Origin of the sequence: Paenibacillus polymyxa (genome assembly GCF_001719045.1) — a bacterium.
Lineage (GTDB): Bacteria > Bacillota > Bacilli > Paenibacillales > Paenibacillaceae > Paenibacillus > Paenibacillus polymyxa_B.
Genome location: NZ_CP015423.1, coordinates 4,433,311 through 4,456,321, shown reverse-complemented (window position 1 = coordinate 4,456,321; position 23,011 = coordinate 4,433,311). Strand labels below are relative to the sequence as shown.

The 23,011-nt window shown below is 44.3% G+C and carries 20 protein-coding genes and 1 tRNA gene; 1 reads left to right on the top strand and 20 read right to left on the bottom strand.

Translation table 11 applies throughout. The features are described 5' to 3' along the window. Positions 1-51: 51 nt before the first annotated feature. The 11 genes from AOU00_RS20020 to ilvB form a co-directional block, all read right to left on the bottom strand. Positions 52-1,053: a polysaccharide lyase family 1 protein gene (locus AOU00_RS20020; protein WP_231109407.1), complete on the bottom strand. Its 1,002-nt coding sequence runs from the start codon at positions 1,051-1,053 to the stop codon at positions 52-54. Positions 1,054-1,363: 310 nt separating this feature from the next. Beyond that, positions 1,364-1,434: transfer RNA gene (locus tag AOU00_RS20015), tRNA-Gly, on the bottom strand. A gap of 107 nt (positions 1,435-1,541) precedes the next feature. Then, positions 1,542-3,683, bottom strand: coding sequence for a bifunctional diguanylate cyclase/phosphodiesterase (locus AOU00_RS20010; protein WP_069291472.1), 2,142 nt, complete (start codon positions 3,681-3,683; stop codon positions 1,542-1,544). Positions 3,684-4,024: 341 nt separating this feature from the next. After that, positions 4,025-5,128, bottom strand: coding sequence for an ATP-binding protein (locus AOU00_RS20005; protein ID WP_061829128.1), 1,104 nt, complete (start codon positions 5,126-5,128; stop codon positions 4,025-4,027). A gap of 337 nt (positions 5,129-5,465) precedes the next feature. Then, the gene (locus AOU00_RS20000) at positions 5,466-5,882 is read right to left on the bottom strand and encodes a hypothetical protein (RefSeq protein ID WP_013309391.1); all 417 of its coding nucleotides are present in this window, start codon (positions 5,880-5,882) and stop codon (positions 5,466-5,468) included. Between the two features lie 260 nt (positions 5,883-6,142). Next, entirely contained in the window at positions 6,143-6,682 is a 540-nt protein-coding gene (locus AOU00_RS19995) for a peroxiredoxin (protein WP_023987763.1), read from the bottom strand. Between the two features lie 320 nt (positions 6,683-7,002). After that, positions 7,003-8,079, bottom strand: a complete 1,077-nt coding sequence (leuB, locus tag AOU00_RS19990; RefSeq protein WP_069291471.1) for a 3-isopropylmalate dehydrogenase — start codon at positions 8,077-8,079, stop codon at positions 7,003-7,005. Positions 8,080-8,283: 204 nt separating this feature from the next. Further along, positions 8,284-9,825, bottom strand: a complete 1,542-nt coding sequence (locus tag AOU00_RS19985; RefSeq protein ID WP_025724101.1) for a 2-isopropylmalate synthase — start codon at positions 9,823-9,825, stop codon at positions 8,284-8,286. A 124-nt stretch (positions 9,826-9,949) separates the two neighbouring features. Next, positions 9,950-10,942, bottom strand: a complete 993-nt coding sequence (gene ilvC, locus AOU00_RS19980; RefSeq protein ID WP_013309387.1) for a ketol-acid reductoisomerase — start codon at positions 10,940-10,942, stop codon at positions 9,950-9,952. Between the two features lie 163 nt (positions 10,943-11,105). Further along, complete coding sequence (gene ilvN, locus AOU00_RS19975) at positions 11,106-11,591, bottom strand: acetolactate synthase small subunit (protein WP_023987760.1); 486 nt, start codon at positions 11,589-11,591, stop codon at positions 11,106-11,108. Between the two features lies 1 nt (position 11,592). Further along, positions 11,593-13,338 (bottom strand): biosynthetic-type acetolactate synthase large subunit, encoded by a 1,746-nt coding sequence (gene ilvB, locus AOU00_RS19970; protein WP_061829126.1) that lies wholly within the window; start codon positions 13,336-13,338, stop codon positions 11,593-11,595. 613 nt (positions 13,339-13,951) lie between these two features. Between ilvB and AOU00_RS19965 the strand changes: the two genes are divergently transcribed. Beyond that, a complete protein-coding gene (locus AOU00_RS19965; protein ID WP_061829125.1) occupies positions 13,952-14,392 on the top strand; it encodes a GNAT family N-acetyltransferase in 441 nt (146 codons plus the stop codon). 34 nt (positions 14,393-14,426) lie between these two features. Here the strand turns inward: AOU00_RS19965 and AOU00_RS19960 are convergent, their stop codons facing one another. The 9 genes from AOU00_RS19960 to AOU00_RS19920 all read right to left on the bottom strand — a co-directional run bounded on the left by AOU00_RS19960 (position 14,427) and on the right by AOU00_RS19920 (position 22,839). Next, a complete protein-coding gene (locus AOU00_RS19960; RefSeq protein WP_023987757.1) occupies positions 14,427-14,774 on the bottom strand; it encodes a hypothetical protein in 348 nt (115 codons plus the stop codon). 260 nt (positions 14,775-15,034) lie between these two features. After that, positions 15,035-15,994, bottom strand: coding sequence for an ABC transporter permease (locus AOU00_RS19955; protein ID WP_010349245.1), 960 nt, complete (start codon positions 15,992-15,994; stop codon positions 15,035-15,037). Position 15,995: 1 nt separating this feature from the next. After that, positions 15,996-17,075, bottom strand: a complete 1,080-nt coding sequence (locus tag AOU00_RS19950; RefSeq protein WP_069291470.1) for an ABC transporter permease — start codon at positions 17,073-17,075, stop codon at positions 15,996-15,998. Continuing rightward, the gene (locus AOU00_RS19945) at positions 17,068-18,606 is read right to left on the bottom strand and encodes an ABC transporter ATP-binding protein (RefSeq protein WP_023987756.1); all 1,539 of its coding nucleotides are present in this window, start codon (positions 18,604-18,606) and stop codon (positions 17,068-17,070) included. Before AOU00_RS19945 ends, AOU00_RS19950 begins: the two co-directional genes overlap by 8 nt. A 137-nt stretch (positions 18,607-18,743) precedes the next feature. After that, complete coding sequence (locus AOU00_RS19940) at positions 18,744-19,781, bottom strand: BMP family lipoprotein (protein WP_061829124.1); 1,038 nt, start codon at positions 19,779-19,781, stop codon at positions 18,744-18,746. Between the two features lie 378 nt (positions 19,782-20,159). Beyond that, positions 20,160-20,519, bottom strand: a complete 360-nt coding sequence (gene rplT / locus AOU00_RS19935) for a 50S ribosomal protein L20 (RefSeq protein ID WP_007429517.1) — start codon at positions 20,517-20,519, stop codon at positions 20,160-20,162. A gap of 52 nt (positions 20,520-20,571) precedes the next feature. Then, complete coding sequence (gene rpmI / locus AOU00_RS19930; protein WP_013309379.1) at positions 20,572-20,772, bottom strand: 50S ribosomal protein L35; 201 nt, start codon at positions 20,770-20,772, stop codon at positions 20,572-20,574. 20 nt (positions 20,773-20,792) lie between these two features. Next, on the bottom strand, positions 20,793-21,290 hold the full coding sequence (gene infC, locus AOU00_RS19925; protein ID WP_013309378.1) for a translation initiation factor IF-3: 498 nt from the start codon (positions 21,288-21,290) through the stop codon (positions 20,793-20,795). A 310-nt stretch (positions 21,291-21,600) separates the two neighbouring features. After that, a complete protein-coding gene (locus tag AOU00_RS19920; RefSeq protein WP_069291469.1) occupies positions 21,601-22,839 on the bottom strand; it encodes a glycosyltransferase family 2 protein in 1,239 nt (412 codons plus the stop codon). Positions 22,840-23,011 lie beyond the last annotated feature (172 nt).

Sequence of the window (23,011 nt, the reverse complement as noted above, 5' to 3'; positions counted from 1 at the left end):
CTTACTTGCAGTCAGTATAGCAGATCACAGCACATTTGCAAATAACCCGCGTTATTTTCCAAATACCAAAGTTGTATTGGACGAACCTGCATATTTCGTTACAAACTCTTTAGTATATTCAGGAGTCTGAACCTGATAGCTATAGTTTTTGCTTGGATTCCAGCTGGTTACACGCGATTTTTGGTTGTTGATGGCGGGAAAACTCCCCACATCTTTAAACTCGCCATTGGCTTTATCATCAAGAATACCGCCCTTTTCACTACCTTTTCCAAAGTAGTTGTACTCAGAATAGATTCTTGCATTCGTAGCAATGGTGTAAGCAAGCTGGAAATTATTAATATAATTATTTTTAACATGAAAATATCCATATCTCATAAGCCCTGGGCCACGTACAAGTAAGTTTTCAAAGTAATTATTGGCGATCGTGATATGGGGCATGCCATCATAATTTTTATTGCCATCATCAGGGTATCCCAAAATGAGACCATATTTATGATTAGCAAATTTGGAGTTACTAATGGTTACATAATCAGCCGATTGGCCTATGTACAAAAGTTTGTCCAGATCCGAGCCATTCGCATTATAACTGTGACCTGCAAATGTAACATGATCAATCCAATAATTTGTACCTGCAGTGAGATAAAGTTGAATGTCATCGTTACCGTTAATGTTGGCACTGTGCTCAAAAGTTAAATTTTGAAAGATCACATTTCCCGAATTATTTGTTGTTTTCAAATGAATGTTAACCAGCTTGTGTTGCGCGTAAGAACCAATGAGTGATTTGTTGGAACCAATGTTGACCACGGTTTTAGAGGAGGCAGAAATATTTTTTTCGATTACCAGAATTTTAGGAGTTGAATCCCCTAACTGGTTTTTCAAATCGTTTAGATTATTGATATAAATGACCTGACCGCCTTTTCCCCCCGTTGTGGCAGGCTTTGCAGCTCCATTTTCACTTTTAGCCTGTCCGGCAAAACCAGTCATTCCATTCGTCGACGTATTTGGAAAATCAGCAGCGGCGAACGTAGAACTTGCAGAAAAAGTAAACAGCATCAAAGTTAATGCTAAAAACAGAAAAGAAATTTTCCTCATTGCAGCTACACCATCCTTTTTTAAGTTAAATCCCGACAATCCGACTATACATATTTTTTAGTAATTGGTAAATAGTTCTTTTTATCTGTTTATTTATAGCATCTAAGCTAAATATTTTATATTTTATTTTTGTGCAGCAATGTAAAAATAGTTCGTAAGAACGCAAAAAGCCGTGATACCCCGTCGGCACCCCGGCTATAATGCATTTATCTAGCTCCAAACAAAACAAAAACCCCTGCGTCGCAAGGGTTCCGAACTTCTTAAAACAGTAAGCGGGTGATGGGAATCGAACCCACGCTATCAGCTTGGAAGGCTGAAGTTCTACCATTGAACTACACCCGCATTTTATAACATCTCGATTCTTATGTATGACACGCTTAACCTATCGTCAACCAGCTGAATCAGGATGTTATTTAGTATAACTTACCTTTCAGCAAAATGCAAGCATACTACATACTATCCTGAGCCAGCCAATTCATAGGTTTACGTAAAAACAATTTTTCAAAGACTTCTGCCGGAATGGGGCGACTAAAGTAATATCCCTGACCCTCATGACAATCCTGTGCCTGCAAAAAATGAAGCTGCTCCTCATTTTCCACTCCCTCAGCCGTAACCTTCAGCTTCAAATGGTGAGCCATGGAGGCAATAGTAGATACAATTGCCGCATTTTTGCTGTCGACCAGTACCTCATTTACAAAGGAACGGTCAATTTTTAGACGATCAATCGGGAGATTCTTCAAATAATGCAATGAGCTATAGCCAGTTCCAAAATCATCAATACTGATTGCGACACCAATAGCCTTTATTTTTTTCAACTGTTCAAAGGCCCGATCCTTATCAAAGGTCATACTTTCGGTAATCTCAAGCTCTAGATAGCGTGCTTCAAGTTCCGTATAGGTCAAAATGCCCCGAATGACATCCACCAGCTTTTTTTGCTGAAATTGGCGCATGGATAAATTGACCGAAATTGGGATGGGTGGGTACCCGAGCTCCTGCCATTGCTTATTTTGCAGACAGGCCTCCCTTAACACCCATTCCCCCAAGGGCACAATTAAACCACTTTCTTCAGCCACCGGAATAAAATCGCCCGGCATCACCATCCCACGATGAGGATGATTCCACCGCACCAGCGCCTCCAAACTCGTTAGCTCGCCACTTTGCAGGTGGACACGTGGTTGATATACCAATGAAAATTCCTCATTTTCAAGCGCTCGCCGCAGATCATTTTCCAGCTGGAGTCTTTCATGCGCTCGCATCTGCATCGCGCTAGCATACCGCTGAAAATTCACTCCCTGCTCTTTGGCACTATGGACAGCCGTATCCGCCTGCTGAATAAGCTGTTCGCTCTGATTCGCATCCAACGGGTATAAAGCTATACCAACACTCACCATCACATGATAGGATTCGCCATTAATATCGAAAGGCTGATCGAACAGCTTCACCATATCATCAATACGATTTCTCATAGCATCTGTATCTTCGTATCCCGTTAGAAGAAAGGCAAATTCATCTCCGCCCATGCTAAAGACAGCTTCCCCTTCATGGCTAAAATGCCCCAAGCGTTCGCCTACCGCATACAGCAAATAATTCCCTGCCATATGTCCAAGCGAATCATTAATCGCCTTGAAACGATCAATATTTAGCACTAAAAGCGCTACTGTCTCATCCGATTTCAATGATTTGCGCAATATTTTATCTAAGCGTTGGGAAAGGCGACGACGATTGGGGAGTCCTGTTATATCATCATTATAGGCAATGTGATTAAACTCAGATTCTGCTGCCTGCTTTTCACGATAAGGAACCAGAATCATCAACCGAACCAGCCCGCTCAACATATTATAAAATGCTACCGCGTTGGTCAAAAGTCCCAAAAGGTGATTAATATCGCTCATTTGCTCAGAAAATAAATAGAACAACTGACTCACAACACACAGCCCAATCCCACGAACCATAAGCAATATGCCCAACTCCGCCGGGCGGGCTTTCCGATATTTTCGTACCCCGAAAATAAAAGTGAGCACAAGCAGTAACATGACAGCCAGATTTAATGTCCAGCCCAGGTTGCCTATTTCGTATCGTATACGTAGATCCGGTAAGTCTGCACCAAATGTCTTAATAACTCCTAGAATCAGCAAAGTGCAGCCTATCCCTGCCCACAAAGCCACTGTCTTGTATTCAGACTTCGTCTTGCTAAACGGGAGGAAACAAACACATAAGAGCAAGACAGAAGTAACGGCACGATTTACAAATAGCAGCCATAACGAAATGCCCGGAGACAAAGCAAAGTCCGTCAGGCTTACGAAACTAAACGAAACAATATGAACAAGGTAAAGCAGACCAGCCACCAAAAACGTCGGGGCAATAAAAAGTCTCTGCAAGGATAACTGTTCCAGTAAAACGGACCAGGACTGATAAAAAATAGAAAAACAAATCGCAGCACAGGAAAATCCTACAATCGGATATAACAAGAAAAAAACATTATGGGAGTATATCTTATTCAAAGTTACGTGAAATAACTGAACCAAGACAAACAAAACTATCGAAGCAATGCCGATACCTATCGTTTTTTTTACTTCCAGCCGTATACTCATTCAGCCTCTTCAGCCCCCTGCATATCGGAGATTCCGATCATCTAAGACGTTTGACAGCTTTGGAAGCCGTTGTTTAAGTCTATAGTATCAAAAATAATGTTGTATTCTGGTATATAATAGCATTTAATCTGTGAAAGGTGAATCATTTTTTTGTCTTAAATTCATGAATTCATTTTCGCATTTACGCAAATAACCGAGCTTACAGCACCAAAAAAGCGCATCATCTTGTCAGATTATGCGCTTCAGACAACCTTTTCCAAAAAGGTGATACCTATACCCCAACGCTGCACAACATAAAAGAAATAGTATGTACAGGACCCCTCTGCGAAAACCTCCCCATATTAAACTACAGGAAGCGTGATTTTGAATTGTGTGCCACTTCCATGTTTACTGTCTACATGTATGAAGCCTCCGTGATTTTTGATAATTCGATAGCTCACAGCCAATCCCAATCCGGTTCCACTTTCTTTTGTTGTAAAAAAAGGATCAAATAAACGCGCCAATGTATTGTGATCCATACCTAATCCGTTATCTTCAATACAAATGTGGACATAATTACCCTCAAGCACTGTATGGATATCGATGAAGCCCTCTCGTTCCCCACTGATGCTTTCAATGGCATCCATCGCATTTTTAATCATATTGAGGATAACCTGCTTAATCTGCTTCACATCAATGGAAACCTTCATGAGCTCATCATTTTCGTCCAATGCAATCTGGCAACCCTTCATTAATGCTTCGCTTTCTGTCAGCATCACTACCTCTTTCAGCAAGCCCATCACAGATACAGCTGTTTTTTGCGGAGCCGAAGGCTTGGACGAATTTAAGAACTCATAAATAATGTCGTTCGCACGATCAATCTCTGTTAATATAATGCGGGCATACTCGTCCCTGCCCAACTCCACCAAATGTGGCCGAAGCAATTGAATAAAGCCCCGAATTGCGGTAAGCGGGTTACGGATTTCATGGGCGATAGAGGCAGAGATGCGTCCCAGCATCGCCAGCTTATCGTTTTGATACGCCGTCTGCTCAATCTGCTTATAATCCGACACATCCTTGACGCTAAACAAAAAATCCCCATCCATCTGATCACCATAGGTCACTGTTATCAACCAATGCCGACCATACTCATCAATCAACTCGTGATAGCGCTTTCTATGAAAGATAGTTTCTTTATAAATCCGCATGATTTTCTTCTTCTTAAACCGACTTAACTCAGGATGATGCAAAATTTGCATCAAATTGCGACCTGCTAGCGAACTCCGTGGTAGCTCCAGCAATTTCGCCATTTGCACGTTAATAAAGGTCAGTACCCCGTCACTGTCAAACAGCATGATACCACTATCCAGGTTCTCCAGCACATTTTCATACTTGTTATTGGCGATCTGTGTGGAAGGACAAGCTCCCACGGTATCAAGCAAGGCTTCTTGGAATTCACTGATCATGCCAGGCTTCCCCCTTGTTTCGGAATGACAAACTGGCCGTTTCGGACGCGTAATAATCTTGAAGAAGAGAAAGGCATCTATCGACTACCCTTCAATGATGTAGAAAACAGTTTCACAGAAATCCGACCATCTCTTTCCAATTCGAGTCTTATTTTATGATAGACAAGATTAAGGATCGCAGTCAATCGGAAAAAGTGTCGAATCCACATTTTTATCCTGTTTTCTTTCGTCATAATATCTGCGCAACATTACCAAAATGAAAGATTACGTTAGGAACAAGCGCCCTACACACCAAAGAAGCTCTCCAGAATTGAGAGCTTCTTTGGTGTGTAGGATGTCAACTGCCGCTCTTATTATGTTGAAGTCGGGATCGTCTTTGGCTCATAACGGCCAGTCTTCTCTTAAGCTCTCCCTGCCATTTTTCATCATTCATCTGTTTGGCTACCATCAATAAATCCAGAGATATGTCAATTTGACGCTTCACAATTTCAAAGGCATCTTCACTTTCACGATTCACACAATTTTCAAATATCGTATCATCGTCTTCCATGACATAATCCTGAAAATCAATCTCGGTTGCCCCATCTCCATGTGCATATTCAGCCAGAATTTCATACTCATTTTCGACTTTATAATGAACTTCAATGCGACGACATACCGGGCAAAACAGCAAAGGAACATTATGAACTTGGGTGCGGTAATGCTTCAGCGTTCCCTTGGTTCCTACCATGCTTGCTCCACAGCAATAACTCATCCGGGCTCAGCCTCCTCTGAACAAAACCTGTTCTGCCTTGTTTATCTTCTACAATACCTTATTCGCTTTCATCAGGCAAAATTCCTCCAGAACACAACAACATTTCCATAATTATTTGTTACTTCACTCTATATTGTCTCATTTAAACAGGATATCCTCACATCTTGCGCTGCACAGAGCAGGCAAGCAAGCCCCCAATAACGGCAGAGTAACCGCTAGTTGGGGGCTTGCTTGTTTAATTTCAACTTGTGAAGCTTATATTACAGATTTTGATCGCCTGGTTTCCAGTTCATTGGGCACAAGCCACCGGATTGCAAAGCTTGCAGTACACGCAAAGTTTCTTCCACACTGCGGCCTACGTCGTTGTGGTTAACCACTTGATATTTCAATTCGCCTTCTGGATCAATGATGAACAAGCCGCGCAATGCAACGCCTTCTTCTTCGATCAGAACGCCATAATCGCTTGCTGTTTTCTTCGTGATGTCAGAAGCCAATGGGAAGTTCAGTTTGCCCAGACCATTGTTTTCTTTAGCTGTGTTGATCCATGCTTTGTGGCTGTGCACGGAGTCTACACTGATACCCAGAATTTCAGTATCCAGCTCTTTGAATTGGTCAGCAGCATCGCTCAACGCTGTAATTTCCGTAGGGCACACAAAAGTGAAATCCAGTGGATAGAAGAAAAATACGAGCCACTTGCCACGGTAATCGGAAAGCTTCACCGAACCAAATTCTTGACCGTCTCCAGTCACTGTTTCCAATGCAAAATCAGGGGCGGGTCTTCCTACCAATCTTTCTGCCATAATAATGAAATCCTCCTTTAAAATATGTAAGAAAAACACCGAATGTGTTTTCCTCAATCATCTGTATTGTAATGAACAACTTACTTGATAAATGTTATCATTCACTGAAATCAAAGTCAACATTATAACCATTACTTTTTTATAATTATTTTAAACTAGCTTAAAAATTCACGCTTTATTCACATTTTGAACTTTTGAATATACAAGTAGCTCCTGATTGCTCAGGAGCTACTGTGCTAAACATTTGTCGAAAAGGCACTGTATAACCTTACTATATAATTAGGAAGCTTTTTTTTCAGAACAGGTGATTTACGGAGCTTTTAACGAATAGCTGCTGCGATCAGATCGCCCATTTGAGTTGTCGAGATCGCTTGAGATTTTTCCACCGCAATATCCGCCGTACGGTGCCCTGCATCCAATACCTCAGCTACCGCTTTCTCAATGGCATCAGCTGCCTTCTCGTACCCGAAGGTGAGACGGAACATCAAAGCAACGGACAAAATCGTTGCGATGGGATTCGCCAGCCCTTGACCTGCAATGTCAGGCGCCGAGCCATGTACCGGCTCGTATAGGCCGAAGCTGCCTTCTCCAAGTGATGCGGAGGAGAGCATGCCGATGGATCCGGTCAGCATAGCCGCTTCATCACTGAGAATGTCACCAAACATATTTTCCGTCACGATGACGTCAAAGCTAGATGGACGACGCAGCAATTGCATGGCGCAGTTATCAACCAATACATGCTCCAGCTCGACATCCGGGTAGTCTACAGCAACCCGGTTAACGACTTCACGCCATAAACGGGAGGTTTCCAGTACATTAGCCTTATCCACCGATGCAAGTTTCTTGCGACGTTTTTGTGCAATTTCGAAAGATTGGCGCACTATACGCTCTACTTCTGTTACATTATATGCACAAGTATCGACTGCTTCCTCACCCTGAGGACTTTCTCGTCTGAACTTCTCACCGAAATAAATGCCGCCCGTCAGTTCGCGCACCACGATCAGGTCCGTTCCTTCCAACACTTCCGGTTTCAATGTAGATGCGTCCTTGAGACAGTCAAAGACGACAGCAGGACGAAGATTCGAAAACAGACCGAGCTCTTTACGAATGCCCAGCAGTCCAGTTTCAGGACGAAGCTCCTTTGGATTGTTGTCCCATTGTGGTCCTCCTACCGCTCCCAGCAGAACGGCATCTGCAGATTGACATACTGCCAGTGTTTCTTCCGGCAATGGTGTGCCCTTCTTATCAATCGCAATCCCGCCGAACAGCGCATGCTCTGTTTCAAATGAAAGGCCGAACACTTCTTCCGTACGTTTCAAAATTTTCTCTGCCTCTGCGACCACTTCCGGTCCAATTCCATCTCCCGCTATTACCGCAATCTTTTTAACGTCTGCCATCACGTACACTCCTCTTGTTATACAGCTATACAACCGTATTTTTCATACCTTCTTTGTAACATACATGGCAGGGCCTTGACCAAGATATAGAATCTATCAATTCAATAGGCGCAGCCTATAGGCTGATTTTTTCATCAGAGAAAAAAGAAAACAGGACCGGAAACATCCGATCCTGTATATATCCAACTCTTAAGTCCGATAAAATTAAGATTTATAATCTACGCGATTGCTGTAATTTTTACGCTTGTCGATCAAACCATTTAGCGCATCTACGTAAGCCCGAGCACTTGCTTCCAGAATATCGGTACTTACCCCGCGTCCCTGCACAGACAGTCCGTTTTGCGTCAGCACTACATGGACTTCACCCAGGGCGTCCTTACCATGGGTAACTGACTTGATGGAGTAATCTGAAAGTACAACGCTTTCGCTGCTGGCTTGGTCAATCGCATTGTAGATCGCATCGACTGAACCATTTCCTTCAGCTTCTGTCTCGATAACCTGACCTTCATCGTTAACCAGACGCACTTGTGCGGAAGGCGTAGCTTTGTTTCCATAGGTAACAAAAATCGTTTCCAGCTTGAAGACTTCAGGTGCATCGGCCAATTTTTCTTCCAGCAATGCCAAAATATCATCGTCCGAAACTTCCTTCTTCTTATCAGCCAGATCCTTGAACTGCCCAAAAGCGCGATTCAGATCTTCTTCATTCAATTCGTAGCCCAACTCGATCAAACGCTCACGGAAAGCATGCCGTCCTGAATGCTTGCCCAGTACCAGCTTGCTTTCTTTCAGACCGATACTTTCTGGTGTCATGATTTCATAAGTCGTTTTCTCTTTCAACATGCCGTCTTGATGAATACCTGATTCGTGCGCAAAAGCATTGGCTCCAACAATCGCCTTGTTGCCCGGCACTACCATCCCCGTCAAACGGCTTACCAAACGGCTCGTGCGCGCAATTTCAGACAATTGCAGAGATGTTTTGGCCTGGAAAAATTCCTGTCTCGTCTCCAGTGCCATGGCGATTTCCTCAATGGCCGTGTTTCCAGCGCGTTCACCAATACCGTTAATGGTTCCCTCGATCTGATCCGCGCCGTTCAGGATGGCAGCGAGTGTATTAGCAGTAGCCATTCCCAGGTCATTGTGGCAATGTGCACTCAATTGAATCTTCTCCACATCGACCACATTTTCCTTAATATGTTTGAATATATTTCCATACTCGTAGGGTGTCAAGTAACCTACCGTATCTGGAATGTTGACGACAGAAGCCCCTTCTTGTACAGCCATGGTAACCATTTCAACCACAAAATCAAGCTCTGTACGACCTGCATCCTCCAAAGAAAACTCCACTTTAGGCAAATATTTCAACCCATAGCGTATGGCAGCACGAGCAGTTTCCAATACCTGTGCCTTCTCCATCCGCAGCTTATGCTGACGGTGAATAGGAGAAGTTGCCAAAAAGATATGGATACACGGGTCCTGAGCTCCCTTGAGTGCCTCGCGAACCGCATCAATATCCTGTTCCCTTGCACGCGAAAGACCAATAACCGTCGAATTTTTCACAGCTTTTGCTACTGCATTAACAGCCGCCAGATCACCCGGAGAAGCAGCCGGGAACCCAGCCTCCATACGATCGATTCCCAGCTTCTCCAACTGATGAGCGATCTCCACTTTCTCACGAGTATTCAAGTTCACGCCAGGTGACTGTTCTCCGTCTCTCAACGTTGTGTCAAATATATATATTTTGCGCAACCTAACGCACCTCCTCAGGATTAGGACCCTTAAATTACAATGCGGCTCACGCAATAAGCAGGGCCGCATTGTAATTAATATTTATAAATAATTCACGTTGTCGAGTTCATAGTACAAAAGATTATTACTTTTTGATCCAATGCATCATTTCACGCAATTGTCCGCCCACCACTTCAATCGGATGGTTAGCTTCATTACGACGAGTAGCCGTCAGGAATGCACGTCCAGATTGATTTTCAAGGATGAAGTCACGAGCAAATTTACCTTGTTGAATGTCAGTCAATACATCCTTCATGGCTTTCTTCGTATCTTCCGTTACCACGCGTGGTCCAGTTACATAATCGCCATATTCCGCTGTATTACTGATGGAATCACGCATCGTTGCCAATCCACCTTCATACATCAAGTCAACGATCAGCTTAAGCTCATGCAAGCATTCAAAGTATGCCATCTCAGGAGCATAACCTGCTTCAGTCAATGTTTCAAAGCCCGCTTTTACGAGTGCGCTCACGCCGCCACACAATACCGCCTGCTCACCGAACAGATCCGTCTCCGTTTCTTCACGGAAGGAGGTTTCAATTACGCCCGCACGTGTACAGCCAATGCCTTTTGCGTATGCAAGACCGATTTCTTTGGCTTGACCCGTTGCGTCCTGCTCAATTGCGATCAACCCTGGTACTCCAAACCCTTCTACATAGGTACGACGTACCATATGTCCTGGGGATTTTGGAGCAACCAGCAATACATCGCTATCTTTAGGAGCTACGATTTGTCCAAAATGAACGTTGAAACCATGGGAGAACAAAAGAGCTGCGCCTTTTTTCAGGTTAGGTTCAATTTCATTTTTGTACACAGAAGCTTGAGTTTCATCAGGTAACAATATTTGAACCACATCTGCACGGCTTGTTGCATCAGCTACGTTCAGAACTTCAAAACCGTCGTTTCTTGCGACATCAGCTGATTTGCCTTCACGCAAACCAATAACAACATTCACACCACTGTCACGCAAGTTTTGTGCTTGAGCATGTCCTTGGCTACCGTAACCAATAACGGCTACTGTCTTTCCTTTCAATACGCTGAGTTCTGCATCTTTTTCGTAGTACGTTGTAACTGCCATGGTTAATTTCCTCCTTTTAATTGGACCCTTCATAATGAGCGGGTACCCCAAGAGACTTTCCCTCGTGCTCAGTATCTAAAAATCTCTTCGAGCCCCCGCTCTTATGCGGGCGGTTCTTTATTGATGTAATGCGCTATAAGCGGTAATTCGTTAAAGCTTCATATTAAGCATTGCCACGTATCATAGCTGTAACCCCGGTTCGAGTCAACTCCCGAATACCGTAAGGCTTCAACAACTCGATCATGGCATCAATTTTTTCTGTATCGCCAATGACCTGTACGATCAAGCTCGTCGTTCCAACATCAATTACAGCTGCTCTGAATGTTTCTACCACACCCATGATCTCTGGCCGCTGAGGCGGTTCTGCCTTTACCTTTATCATCGCCAATTCCCGAGCTACCATCGGCTTGGAACTGAGATCGATGACCTTGATCACATCAACCAGCTTGTAAAGCTGCTTTTCAATCTGCTCCAAGTTGTTCTCATCCCCTACAGTCACAATGACCATACGGGATAATCCAACTTCTTCCGATTGTCCCACAGTTATGCTCTCAATGTTAAAGCCTCGGCGACCGAACAGGCCGGACACACGTTGCAAAACGCCGGGTTGATCATTTACCAGTACAGCAATGGTATTTTTTGTTGTCATTTTACTCGTCCCCCATCAGCATTTGATCAATTGTCGAACCTTGTGTCACCATCGGATATACATTCTCTTCCTTGCTGACTACAAACTCGACAACGACCGGTCCGGGTGTATCAAGCGCCTCCTGCCAAGCCCGACGTGCCTCTTCCTTATTCGTAGCACGCAGTCCTTTGACTCCGTATGCTTCGGCAAGTTTCACAAAATCCGGACTTCCAGCCAGGTCAATGTGACTATACCGATTGTTATAGATCAATTCCTGCCATTGGCGAACCATTCCAAGAACCTGGTTGTTGATAATTACGATTTTAACCGGAATGTTATTGATTGCACAGATGGCTAATTCCTGCGAACACATCTGCATACCGCCGTCCCCGTTAATCGATATTACCAATCTGTCAGGATTTGCCATCTGAGCACCGATTGCAGAAGGGAAACCAAATCCCATCGTACCGAGTCCACCAGAGGTGACCCATGAACGTGGCTGATTGAATTTGTAATACTGCGCTGCCCACATTTGATGCTGTCCCACGTCCGTCGTTACGATTGCGCCGCCCTTGGTCGTTTCATCCAACAACTCAACAACCCATTGTGGTTTAAGCACCGTTTCAGAATCCTTATATGAATAAGGTTTCTCTTTCTTCCAATGCTGAATTTGCGCTCTCCATGCATCAGCTCGATCCGCACGTTTCACATCCTGATTCAGCAATTCCAGCACTGCCTTCACGTCACCCACGATAGGAATATCCGCTGCAACATTTTTTCCAATTTCAGCAGGGTCGATATCAATGTGGACGATTTTAGCTTGAGGAGCAAAGCCATCCAACTTGCCTGTTACCCGATCATCGAAGCGGGCTCCGATACAGATCAACAGATCGGACTGTTGAATCGCTTGATTGGAGGTGTATGTTCCATGCATCCCCGGCATCCCCGTCCACAGTTCATGTCCACTTGGGAAACCACCCAATCCGAGCAATGTTGTCGTAATAGGAATTTCCGTTTTACGAACAAACTCGTAAAGTGCTTCATGTCCACCGGAGTATACAACTCCTCCACCAGCCAGAATGAATGGACGTTCTGCTTCGGAAATAGCTTGAGTTAGCTTGTCTAGTTGAATTTTGTTGGGTATCACTTTCGGGTTATAACCCCGCATGGTCACAGGTTCCGTTTGTGGAACAAACAACGTCTGGGCTGCAGAAATATCCTTCGGAATATCAATCAGCACCGGTCCCTTGCGCCCTGTGTTGGCAATATGAAATGCCTCATGGATGATTCGCGGCAGATCCTCCACATCTCTTACCAGATAGCTGTGCTTCGTAATCGGCATTGTAATTCCCGTGATATCGGCTTCCTGGAAAGCATCCGTACCGATCAGGGAAGATATAACGTTACCCGTGATGACCACTAACGGCACCGAATCCATAAAAGCCGTCGCAATACCAGTTACCAGGTTTGTCGCTCCAGGTCCGGAAGTGGCGATACAGACACCCACTTTACCGCTCGCCCGTGCATAACCATCTGCCGCATGAATAGCTCCTTGCTCGTGCCGAGTGAGGACATGCTTGAAATCCTTAAAGCCATACATGGCATCATAGATATAAAGCACTGCACCACCAGGATATCCGAAGACACAATCTACTCCCTCCAGCAACAGGCTACGGAGTAAAATTTCCGAACCTGTAATCACTTCAGGCTTCATCCACTTTTCACGTAATTCATTGGTTGACCTAACTTCAGGAATTTGTGCACTCATTGGTCATCCTCCTTTACAAAATTTACATACATCTGACATTTGTAAAAACAAAAAAACCTTTCATCCCTAGAACAGACTTGCTGTTACTGAGGGACGAAAGGCTGTAGCTTCCGTGGTACCACCCGTGTTTGCCCGATATTTCGCAATATCGAACCTTGGCAGGTACAGAAATCACAAAGGATCTCCATATCTGGCGTCTGTAACGTAGACCGTACGATTTTCCCTAATAGGTGATTCAGCGCACCGTTAATATCATCGGGCCCAAATACTTTTCAGGAAAACAGCTCCAAGGTGAGCTCGTTAAAAAGGGATTTTGGTGAAGCTTGCAGCTAATGCCTCACTCTCTGAACAAAAGAGCCCTAATCACTTCGTCCTCTTCATTGCCGTTGAGTTCATGTCATTCTTTCAAATGTTTAGACACATTATATGTCTCTCATCTGGGATAGTCAATACCCATATTTCATAAAAATTCATGTTTCTTTTCTGAAGCACCTCAGAGTCGCACGCTTGTAAGAGGTACCCGCATATTATAAAAAAGACCACACGGTGAGACAGTGCACTCCTCCAAAGCCACGTCTTATCTTGTTAAAAGGGTAGAAAAGGAGGCCCGTTTATGATTCGAAAACGCAGCTATCAAGATGACAGCATTATCTTTCGTCTCATCGAGCAAGAGCTTGTCCCCCTATCGCATTTAAGTGCCCAAGAAATGGAACAAATACGCAAAGAATTACCCCGGCGCTTAAACCGGGGCATCACTTTTGTAGCTTGCAGACCGGATAATGCACAGGTTGTTGGCTTCATTCATGTTATGCTGCATGGCGAACTATTATACATTGATTTGATCGCAATCTCTTCGGCTCATCAAGGTATGCGATACGGAAAAAAACTGCTGGAGCATGCCGAACACTACGGACGACTGCGTCGCTGCAAGCGGGCTAAAGTTATGGTGGACGAAGACAATATCAGGGGGATCCATTTTTATCTGCGTCATCAATATCAAATGCTGCGCTACGTAGCTCTGAGCCGATGCCACGAACTCGAAAAGTCACTGTAAAAAGTATCTTTTTCGAGCTCAAGATTTTGTATGACTAAAATAAATTAGGGTAATACGGATATCCTACTCCGGGGTACCCCCCGTCTGTATACGGGCCTGGCTGCGGACCATATCCTGGTCCTCCATAACCTGGACCGTAGCCACCATATCCCCCACCATAGGCACCAATGTATGGAGCCGTGCCGATGGCAAGCAAGTCAAACAGCACCAGAGGAATAATCGCCTTCGTGTTTACTTTTTTCTTGCGGTTTGGTTGAAGAACCAGTCGGTTACCCGAAATGCGAATCAGCTTGCCGCTGACCTGGGAACCATCCTTGCGAGTAGCAAAGATGACTTTGCCAACAAGCTTCTCCACCTGCTTTCTGGTTACTGCCTGTTTCATCGTATTTCCTCCTTCTTTCTCAACGGATGGACAGATTGAACGGCTCCTTGATAGCTCATCACCACCACAAAATAGACCGGAGCTGACAGGGGCCGAGCGTCCCGTCCAATCTGCATAGCACAGTCTATTCCATTCATGCCAGTGGCGTATGTTTAAATGCCTGCACAATATAAAAAAATCTGGTACCTGCACATGCAGATACCAGATTTTTTATACACCAATGACATTTTCAAAACATACACATCAGCTATTTATAAGTTTTAACGCTTGCTTGGATCATAAAGTTGACCCAAAGCGGCCGGAGCACGTGAACGTCCGACAGCCGCTACCAGTACAATAATCGTCAGGAGATATGGCAACATAAAAATAATTTCCTGGGGAATACTTTGGGACCATGCGAACAGCTGCACATAGTTGCGAATGGCTTGTGAAAAACCAAAAAACACTGCTGCGCCAAAAGCGCCGAGCGGATTCCATTTACCGAAAATCATAGCGGCAATAGCAATATATCCCTGCCCCGAAACTGTATTGTGCGAGAACATGTTGGTTGTAGTCAGGGTGATGGTAGCTCCACCAATCCCAGCCAACGCCCCACTGATCATAACACCAATATACCGAAGACGATTTACTTTAATACCCACTGTATCGGCCGCTCCTGGATGCTCCCCAACGGAACGCAAACGCAAGCCGAACGGTGTTTTATACAAAGTAAAATAGCCAATAATAACTAATAGAATGGCTAAGTATGTCGTTGGATAGGCTTGGAAAAAGGCTTTTCCTGCAATCGGGATATCCACAAGGTAAGGGATGGATATTTCGTTGAAACCCTGAATCCGACCCGTGTCACCATCACCCTCAAATAAAAGCTTGACCATGTACAGTGTACTACCTGCTGCCAAAAAGTTGATAACTATACCACTTATTACCTGATCAGCTTTAAACGTAATAGAGGCTACAGCATGAATTAGCGAAACCAGAATACCGAACACCGCAGCTGACAGCACACCTACCCAAGCCGCAGAGGTGCCTCCTAGTCCAGCTTGCTCGGCATAAAATCCGCCAACACCCGCTGCAAACGCTCCAAATACCATAAGTCCTTCCAACCCGAGGTTCGTTACACCGGATTTTTCTGAAAAAACTCCGCCGAGAGACGCAAAAATAATCGCCGTCGCAAAAACGAGCGTTGTATGGATTAATTCACCAAGTGTTAACCAACTCATTTTACAACACCTTCTCTTTCTTCCGCTTGGAGTAGAGCGGCTTCACAACCCAACGTACAATACCTTGGGCCGCAATGAAGAAAATAATCGAGCCAATGACAACCCGGATAATTTCGGGCGGTACATCTGCGCTAAAGCTCATCCCCGCAGAACCATACGTAAGCGTTCCGAACAAAACAGAACCGAGCAGCACACCGAATGGGTTATTCATCCCAATCAGAGCTACAGCGATACCGTCAAAGCCGGTTCCCGGTGATCCTGCCATGACAGATTGATAATGGAATACTCCCAGTACTTCAAAGGCGCCTGCCAATCCGGCAAAAACTCCACTAATAAACATCGCTTTTATGATATTACGATTTACATTCATACCTGCATAGCGGGATGCATCCTGATTAAATCCGACAGCCCGAAGCTCATAGCCTTGCTTTGTTTTCCACATGAAAATGTAGAAAAAGACTGCCGCCAGCACTGCAATAACTGTACCCCAATGTACCCGAGCATTCCCCATCATCTGGGACAGCCATTCGATGGAAATTGAAGCAGAAGGCTGAATATCCACAGAACGATTTTCACCTTCCATAAGTGCGAACTGATTGATCACCAAATTAGCCAAATACAGACCGATCCAGTTCATCATAATACACGTAATAACTTCATTCACGCCTCGTTTGGCCTTCAAATAGCCAGCAATCGCAGCCCACAGGCCTCCGAAAACTGCACCTGCAATCACAGCCAACGGTGCATGTATGATAGCTGGCAACCCATGGAGTTTAATGCCCACAATCGAAGCAGCTGTCATACCTACCAGAAACTGACCTTCGCCGCCAATATTGAACAATCCGGCGCGGGCCGCAAAAGCAAATGCCAACCCCGTTAAAACCAGCGGAGTCATCTCACGGATAGCCTCTCCAAAGTTATAAGAATCTCCGTATACACGGCTAAACAAAGCAGAATAGGCCACAATAGGGTCATACCCGCCAATCAGCATCACAATAGCACCCAGAAGGAGACCCAAAATAATAGAGACCAGCGCCAGTACAAAGGAGTCTTTTGTGAATATTTTCAATAGATTAGCCATTCTCTACTCCTTTCTTCACTGCACTTCCTGCCATCATCAGTCCCAGTTCCTGGTCATTCGTTTCTTCTGGCAGCACTTCCCCGACAATCTTGCCCTCATAGATGACAGCAATTCGGTCGGATACATTCATAATCTCATCCAGTTCAAAAGATATGAGCAACACAGCTTTACCTTGGTCCCGTTGGGCAATCAGTTGTTTCTGGACAAATTCAATAGCTCCGACATCCAGACCGCGTGTAGGCTGTGCTGCAATGAGAAGGTCTGGATTTTTATCAATTTCACGCGCAATGATAGCCTTCTGCTGGTTCCCACCAGATAATGCTCTTGCCTTCGTGTGAATATCCGGTGTTCTTACATCAAACTTTTCGATAAGACTTTTGGCCTGTTTCTCTATAGCATCTTTGTTCAAGAAGCCATTTTTACTGTAAGGCGCCTGGTAATACGTCTCCAGCACCATATTTTCACTCATAGAAAAATCGAGCACCAACCCATGCTTATGACGGTCCTCCGGTATATGTGAAACGCCTGCCTCTGAAATTTTGCGTGGTGGCTGATTGGCCACCTCTTGTCCGAGCAAACGGATGCTTCCGCCATCCACCTTGCGTAAGCCTGTCAAAGCTTCAATCAGCTCACTCTGTCCATTTCCATCTACTCCGGCAATCCCCAAAATCTCGCCCGCCTTGACCTGCAGGTTCAACTCATTTAGAACATTAATGCCATCCTTGTTTTTAGAAATTACATTGTTCATTTCCAGTACCGTTTGTCCTGGTTGCGCAAGCTGCTTGTCCACTTTAAAGGACACACGACGGCCCACCATTTTCTCAGCCAGCTCATTTGGTGTTGTTTCAGACGTCTTGACCGTATCAATAACCTGACCTCGGCGAATGATCGTAACCGTATCTGCAATTTGCATGATTTCTTTAAGTTTATGAGTAATAAGGATAATTGATTTGCCTTCAGCGACCAAGCGCTTCATAATATCCAGCAACTCTGTGATCTCCTGCGGTGTCAGCACAGCTGTAGGCTCATCGAAAATCAGAATATCTGCACCGCGATAGAGCGTTTTGATAATTTCTACACGTTGCTGCATACCAACAGATATATCCTCAATTTTGGCATTCGGATTTACCTGAAGACCGTACTGTTCAGACAACCGCTGTACTTCTGCGGCAGCCTTTTTATAATTGATTTTCAGACCCTTACGTGGCTCCGAGCCCAGGACAATATTTTCGGTAACGGTAAACGGCTGTACGAGTTTAAAATGCTGATGCACCATGCCAATCCCCAGATCAATCGCCTTATTTGGACTATCAATCTGTACGGGTTTACCTCCGATTTCAATTGTCCCTTCATCCGGCTGATACAGTCCGAAAAGAATATTCATAAGCGTAGATTTACCCGCGCCATTCTCACCCAAAAGGGCATGAATTTCTCCCTTATGCAGCTTGATGCTGATGGAGTCGTTGGCAACGATGCCGGGGAATCGTTTTGTAATTTGCTTTAACTCAACGACGGGGGTCGCTGCATCCATGAGATCACCCTTATACACTTTATAGTATGTGCTCCAATGAGCTAATTTTGCCATAATCCATATAACTCCAGACGTAAGAACAAGGCTAGTCTTATGAACCAGCCTTGTCGCTACTTCTATGTTCTTCAAGCCAAAACTTATTTCGAAGGAACTGTAATTTCGCCCTTAATAATTTTTTGCTTGTATTGTTCTACAAGATCAAGCACGTCTTTAGGTACGTTTTTCGTTGATGTGTCTGCCAAACCAATACCATTATCCTTCAGAGCCAGTGTCTCGACACCGCCCTTAAATTTACCATCAATTACTTCTTTAGATACGCGTTTTACAGCTTCATCTACACGTTTTACCATCGAAGTCAATGTTACGTCGTCACCAAACTCAAGTGATTGGTCTTTATCTACGCCAATAACCCATACTTGCTGACCTTGTTGCTTACGTGCGAGTGCTTCATTAAATACACCTGTACCAGATCCGCCAGCTGCATGGAAAATAATATCCGCACCGCTGTTATAGATCGTCGCAGCTGCTGCTTTACCTAGGTCCGGCTTATCAAATGCACCTGTGTAGTTAACTTCCAATTTTGCATTTGGATTTACAGCTTTAATTCCTGCTTCGAATCCTTTTTCAAAACGTTTGATCAATGGGCTGTCTTGTCCACCCACAAAACCAATTTTGTTTGTTTTGGTAAGCTTACCAGCTACAACCCCAACCAAGAAGGAACCTTCATTTTCAGCAAAAACAACCGATTTTACGTTAGGCGCATCCACGACACTGTCAATGATCGCCAAATTCTTGCTTGGGTTGTCTTTCGCTACTTGTCCAATCGCATTCGCCAGATTAAAACCGATTCCCCAAGTCAGGTTAAAATCACCCTTAACAAATTGGTTCAGGTTAGGAATATAATCTTGATCGGATTTACTTTGCAGGTATTTAACTTTAACGCCCGATTCTTTCTCAGTGGCTTGTAGTGCCTCCCAAGCAGATTGGTTAAACGATTTGTCGTTTACTCCACCCACATCTGTAACCATGCCGATTTGGACATTCGATGTTTTGGCAGAACCACCTGTGTCTCCGCCATTTGCGTTGGACGCACCTTGATTTTTGTTACCGCAGCCTGCGAGAATGACCGAGATCGCCAGCAGCATAACCAAAGACATACTGAACATTTTCTTCATGCTGATACTGTTCCCCCTTAGTGTTAGATCCCTGGACTGTCTCTTTTCTTTGAACATGTACATGCTCATGCATGTCATTTACTGACGAGACAGATCGTACAGAAGACTTACTTTAGAGATTATACAATTATGATCGGCTAAAATCTAGACAATTAATAACCTTGGGTCAATTTTTTTTAAAATCTCATCAATGTAAGCGTTACAAAGTTAAAAAAAACATACATTCTTCCATCTCACGTCATATTTATTCGTATTTTGGAGAAAACGAAGTCTTTTCCGTAACATTGAGTATGTACAAAAAAAGGCATCCCTACACAGCGTACTGCTTGGGATACCTTTTTACCGCTTTCGCGGTTTCCACGCCTTCATTATTAATAATTAAGCGTTGATTTTGCCTTTAGCAACAGTTGCCAAAGAGTTGAATGCATTAATATCATTGACTGCAAGATCAGCCAAGATTTTGCGGTTAATGTCCACACCAGCCAATTTCAGGCCGTGCATCAATTTGCTGTAAGACAAACCGTTCAAACGAGCTGCTGCGTTGATACGCACGATCCACAGTCTGCGGAAGTTACGTTTCGTCTGACGACGGTCACGGTATGCGTAAACAAGCGATTTCATTACCTGCTCGTTAGCTGTTTTAAAAATGCGGTGTTTGGAACCAAAATAACCTTTAGCAAGCTTCAATACTTTTTTATGACGACGACGAACGACGAATCCGCCCTTTACTCTTGCCATATCAATAGACCTCCCAAATAATGTTTATACTTCATTCATTGCAGTGCTAGTGCTATTTCAGGTTAGCAAGACCTTGTTTCAGACGCTTAACGTCCCCAGGTGCCATCTCAGGGTTAGTACCCAGAACGCGTTTTGCACGTTTGGATTTGTGGGAAAGCAAATGGTTTTTGTAAGCTTTGTAACGCATTACTTTACCAGTACCGGTAATTTTGAAGCGGCCTTTAAGGCTGCTATGTGTTTTCATTTTAGGCATTGAACTTCCTCCTTAATTTGTCATTGACTCTTTGGAGCCAATATCATAATCATGCTGCGTCCTTCGAGCTTGGGTTGGCGCTCCACGGTACAAAGATCAGCAACTTCCAATTTCACACGTTCGAGAATTTTTTGACCCACATTAGCATGGGTAATTTCACGACCGCGGAAACGAACGGAGCATTTCACCTTGTCCCCTTCATTCAGGAACTTTACCACATTGCGAAACTTGGTTTGGTAGTCATGTTCCTCGATGTTGGAACGGAACCATACCTCTTTGATGTCAACGATCTTCTGGTTTTTACGGGCTTCCTTTTCTTTCTTCTGTTGCTCATAGCGGAATTTACCGTAATCCATAATCCGACACACGGGCGGCTTCGCTTGAGGCGCCACGTTCACGAGATCCAAGTTTGCGTCAATCGCCATTTGCAAAGCTTCACGCGTCGGTGTAATCCCGATTTGTTCCCCATTCGCACCAACTAGACGTACTTCTCTCACCCGAATCTCATCATTGATCATATGTTCCTTACTAATAACCCTCCACCTCCAGAACCTGTTATTGTTGTATTGTGTTTAAGCACAAAAAAGGGATGACGACTATACAGCCGACATCCCTGTCTGATACTCAATTCATCATGAAAGTTCAATTCACAAATCATTGGATCATGACCAGCCGGCAATACCGGGCAGGTGAGAAGTCGGACCTTCTACTTGTTAATCCATACTTTTCAATTAACATACTCGAATATCTTATCACGGTGCAATCGAGGTGTCAATACTTTAATAGAAAATGAATGACACCGATCTTCAGTCCTATTTCACCGTCCAATTAACCTTGTTTGCTCTGAACCTCTTCCAGGCGAACGACACGCGTGTGCTGGGTATGGCTCCATTGCTTGTTGTTCTGTGTAAAGAACGCATAGAACGTAATCGGATACCACGAGACCAGATATACCGGGAATAGCAGCAGGTACAGATATACTTTTTTGAACGTGACCTTTTCCAAAATCATCGCGATCACAAAGGTAGTAATATTCAGACCCACAGCTATAACACCAGTCCAAGCCGGGAATTGTACATAAATATTTTCGATATTAGGTCCACCAAATAACGCTATATCTATCCACATAGCTACTGTCATCAAGAAGGTGAGCAGTACGATATACACGTTTAGACCATAAAGAGCCATATCGAATTTAATCAGGCTTCTATGCTTGATACTTTGCCACAGCAACGGGAAGAAATAACGTCGAGCAACCGTGAAATGACCTTGCATCCAGCGCAGACGCTGTCTGGACGAAGCTTTGAACGTCAACGGCTTTTCATCATATACCTTGGCATCGTAATTAAATCTTGGATATACGTTGCGTTGTGTGCAGCGCATGGTGAATTCCAAATCCTCTACGAGACTTGTTGCACCCCAGCCCATTTCCTTAAGCAGATTTGTTTCAAAGCACATGCCTGTACCACCGAGGAAATTAGCCATGTTCAGATTGTGACGTGACAGCTGCCACAAACGGTTGATGTACCAATAAGATACCCCGTATGCCGCTGTAATCCAAGAATCCTCAGGATTCTTAGTATCAATGTACCCCTGAATAACACGGGCACCTGTGCACAGATCATTGTTCATTTCACTCAAAAAATTGGTATGCGCCAAATTGTCAGCATCAAACATGACAATGGCATCATATTGGCGCGGCATAGCCCATAATTCCTTGAGCATCCACTCAATAGCGTAGCCTTTACCACGCAGATTTGGATTCGTACGTTCACAAGCATTCATGCCGTGAGCGCGAACAATATCCGCAGTCTTATCTGTGCAGTTATCACAGATTACGAACACATCGTAAAGTTCCTTCGGATAATCAAGTTGCTTCAAATTTTCCATCAATGCTCCGACAACCTGTTCTTCATTGTGGGCAGCGACTAAAATGGCAAATGATTTTTCTGGAGCCGCGTGCTCTTTCCTTTTCTTGCGAACCAATCCGAACAAGGAGAATGCAAACTGATAGACTGCGATCACCGCCAGTATGACCTGGAGCGTCACAAAAATAGCGTCTAACATGATCTCTTGTTACCCCCTTTTTTATACCCCTTAAAATCTTGCGTTTGTTTGTTTTCTATCTGTGTAGCGCAAGTTGCGGCGCTTTGTGCGCCTTTTCTGTAGTTTTTGACCCGACCCTTGCTTTCTTGATTGTCTGTGCGCAGCCCCCTTTTGGCTGACACAGGAACGCCAT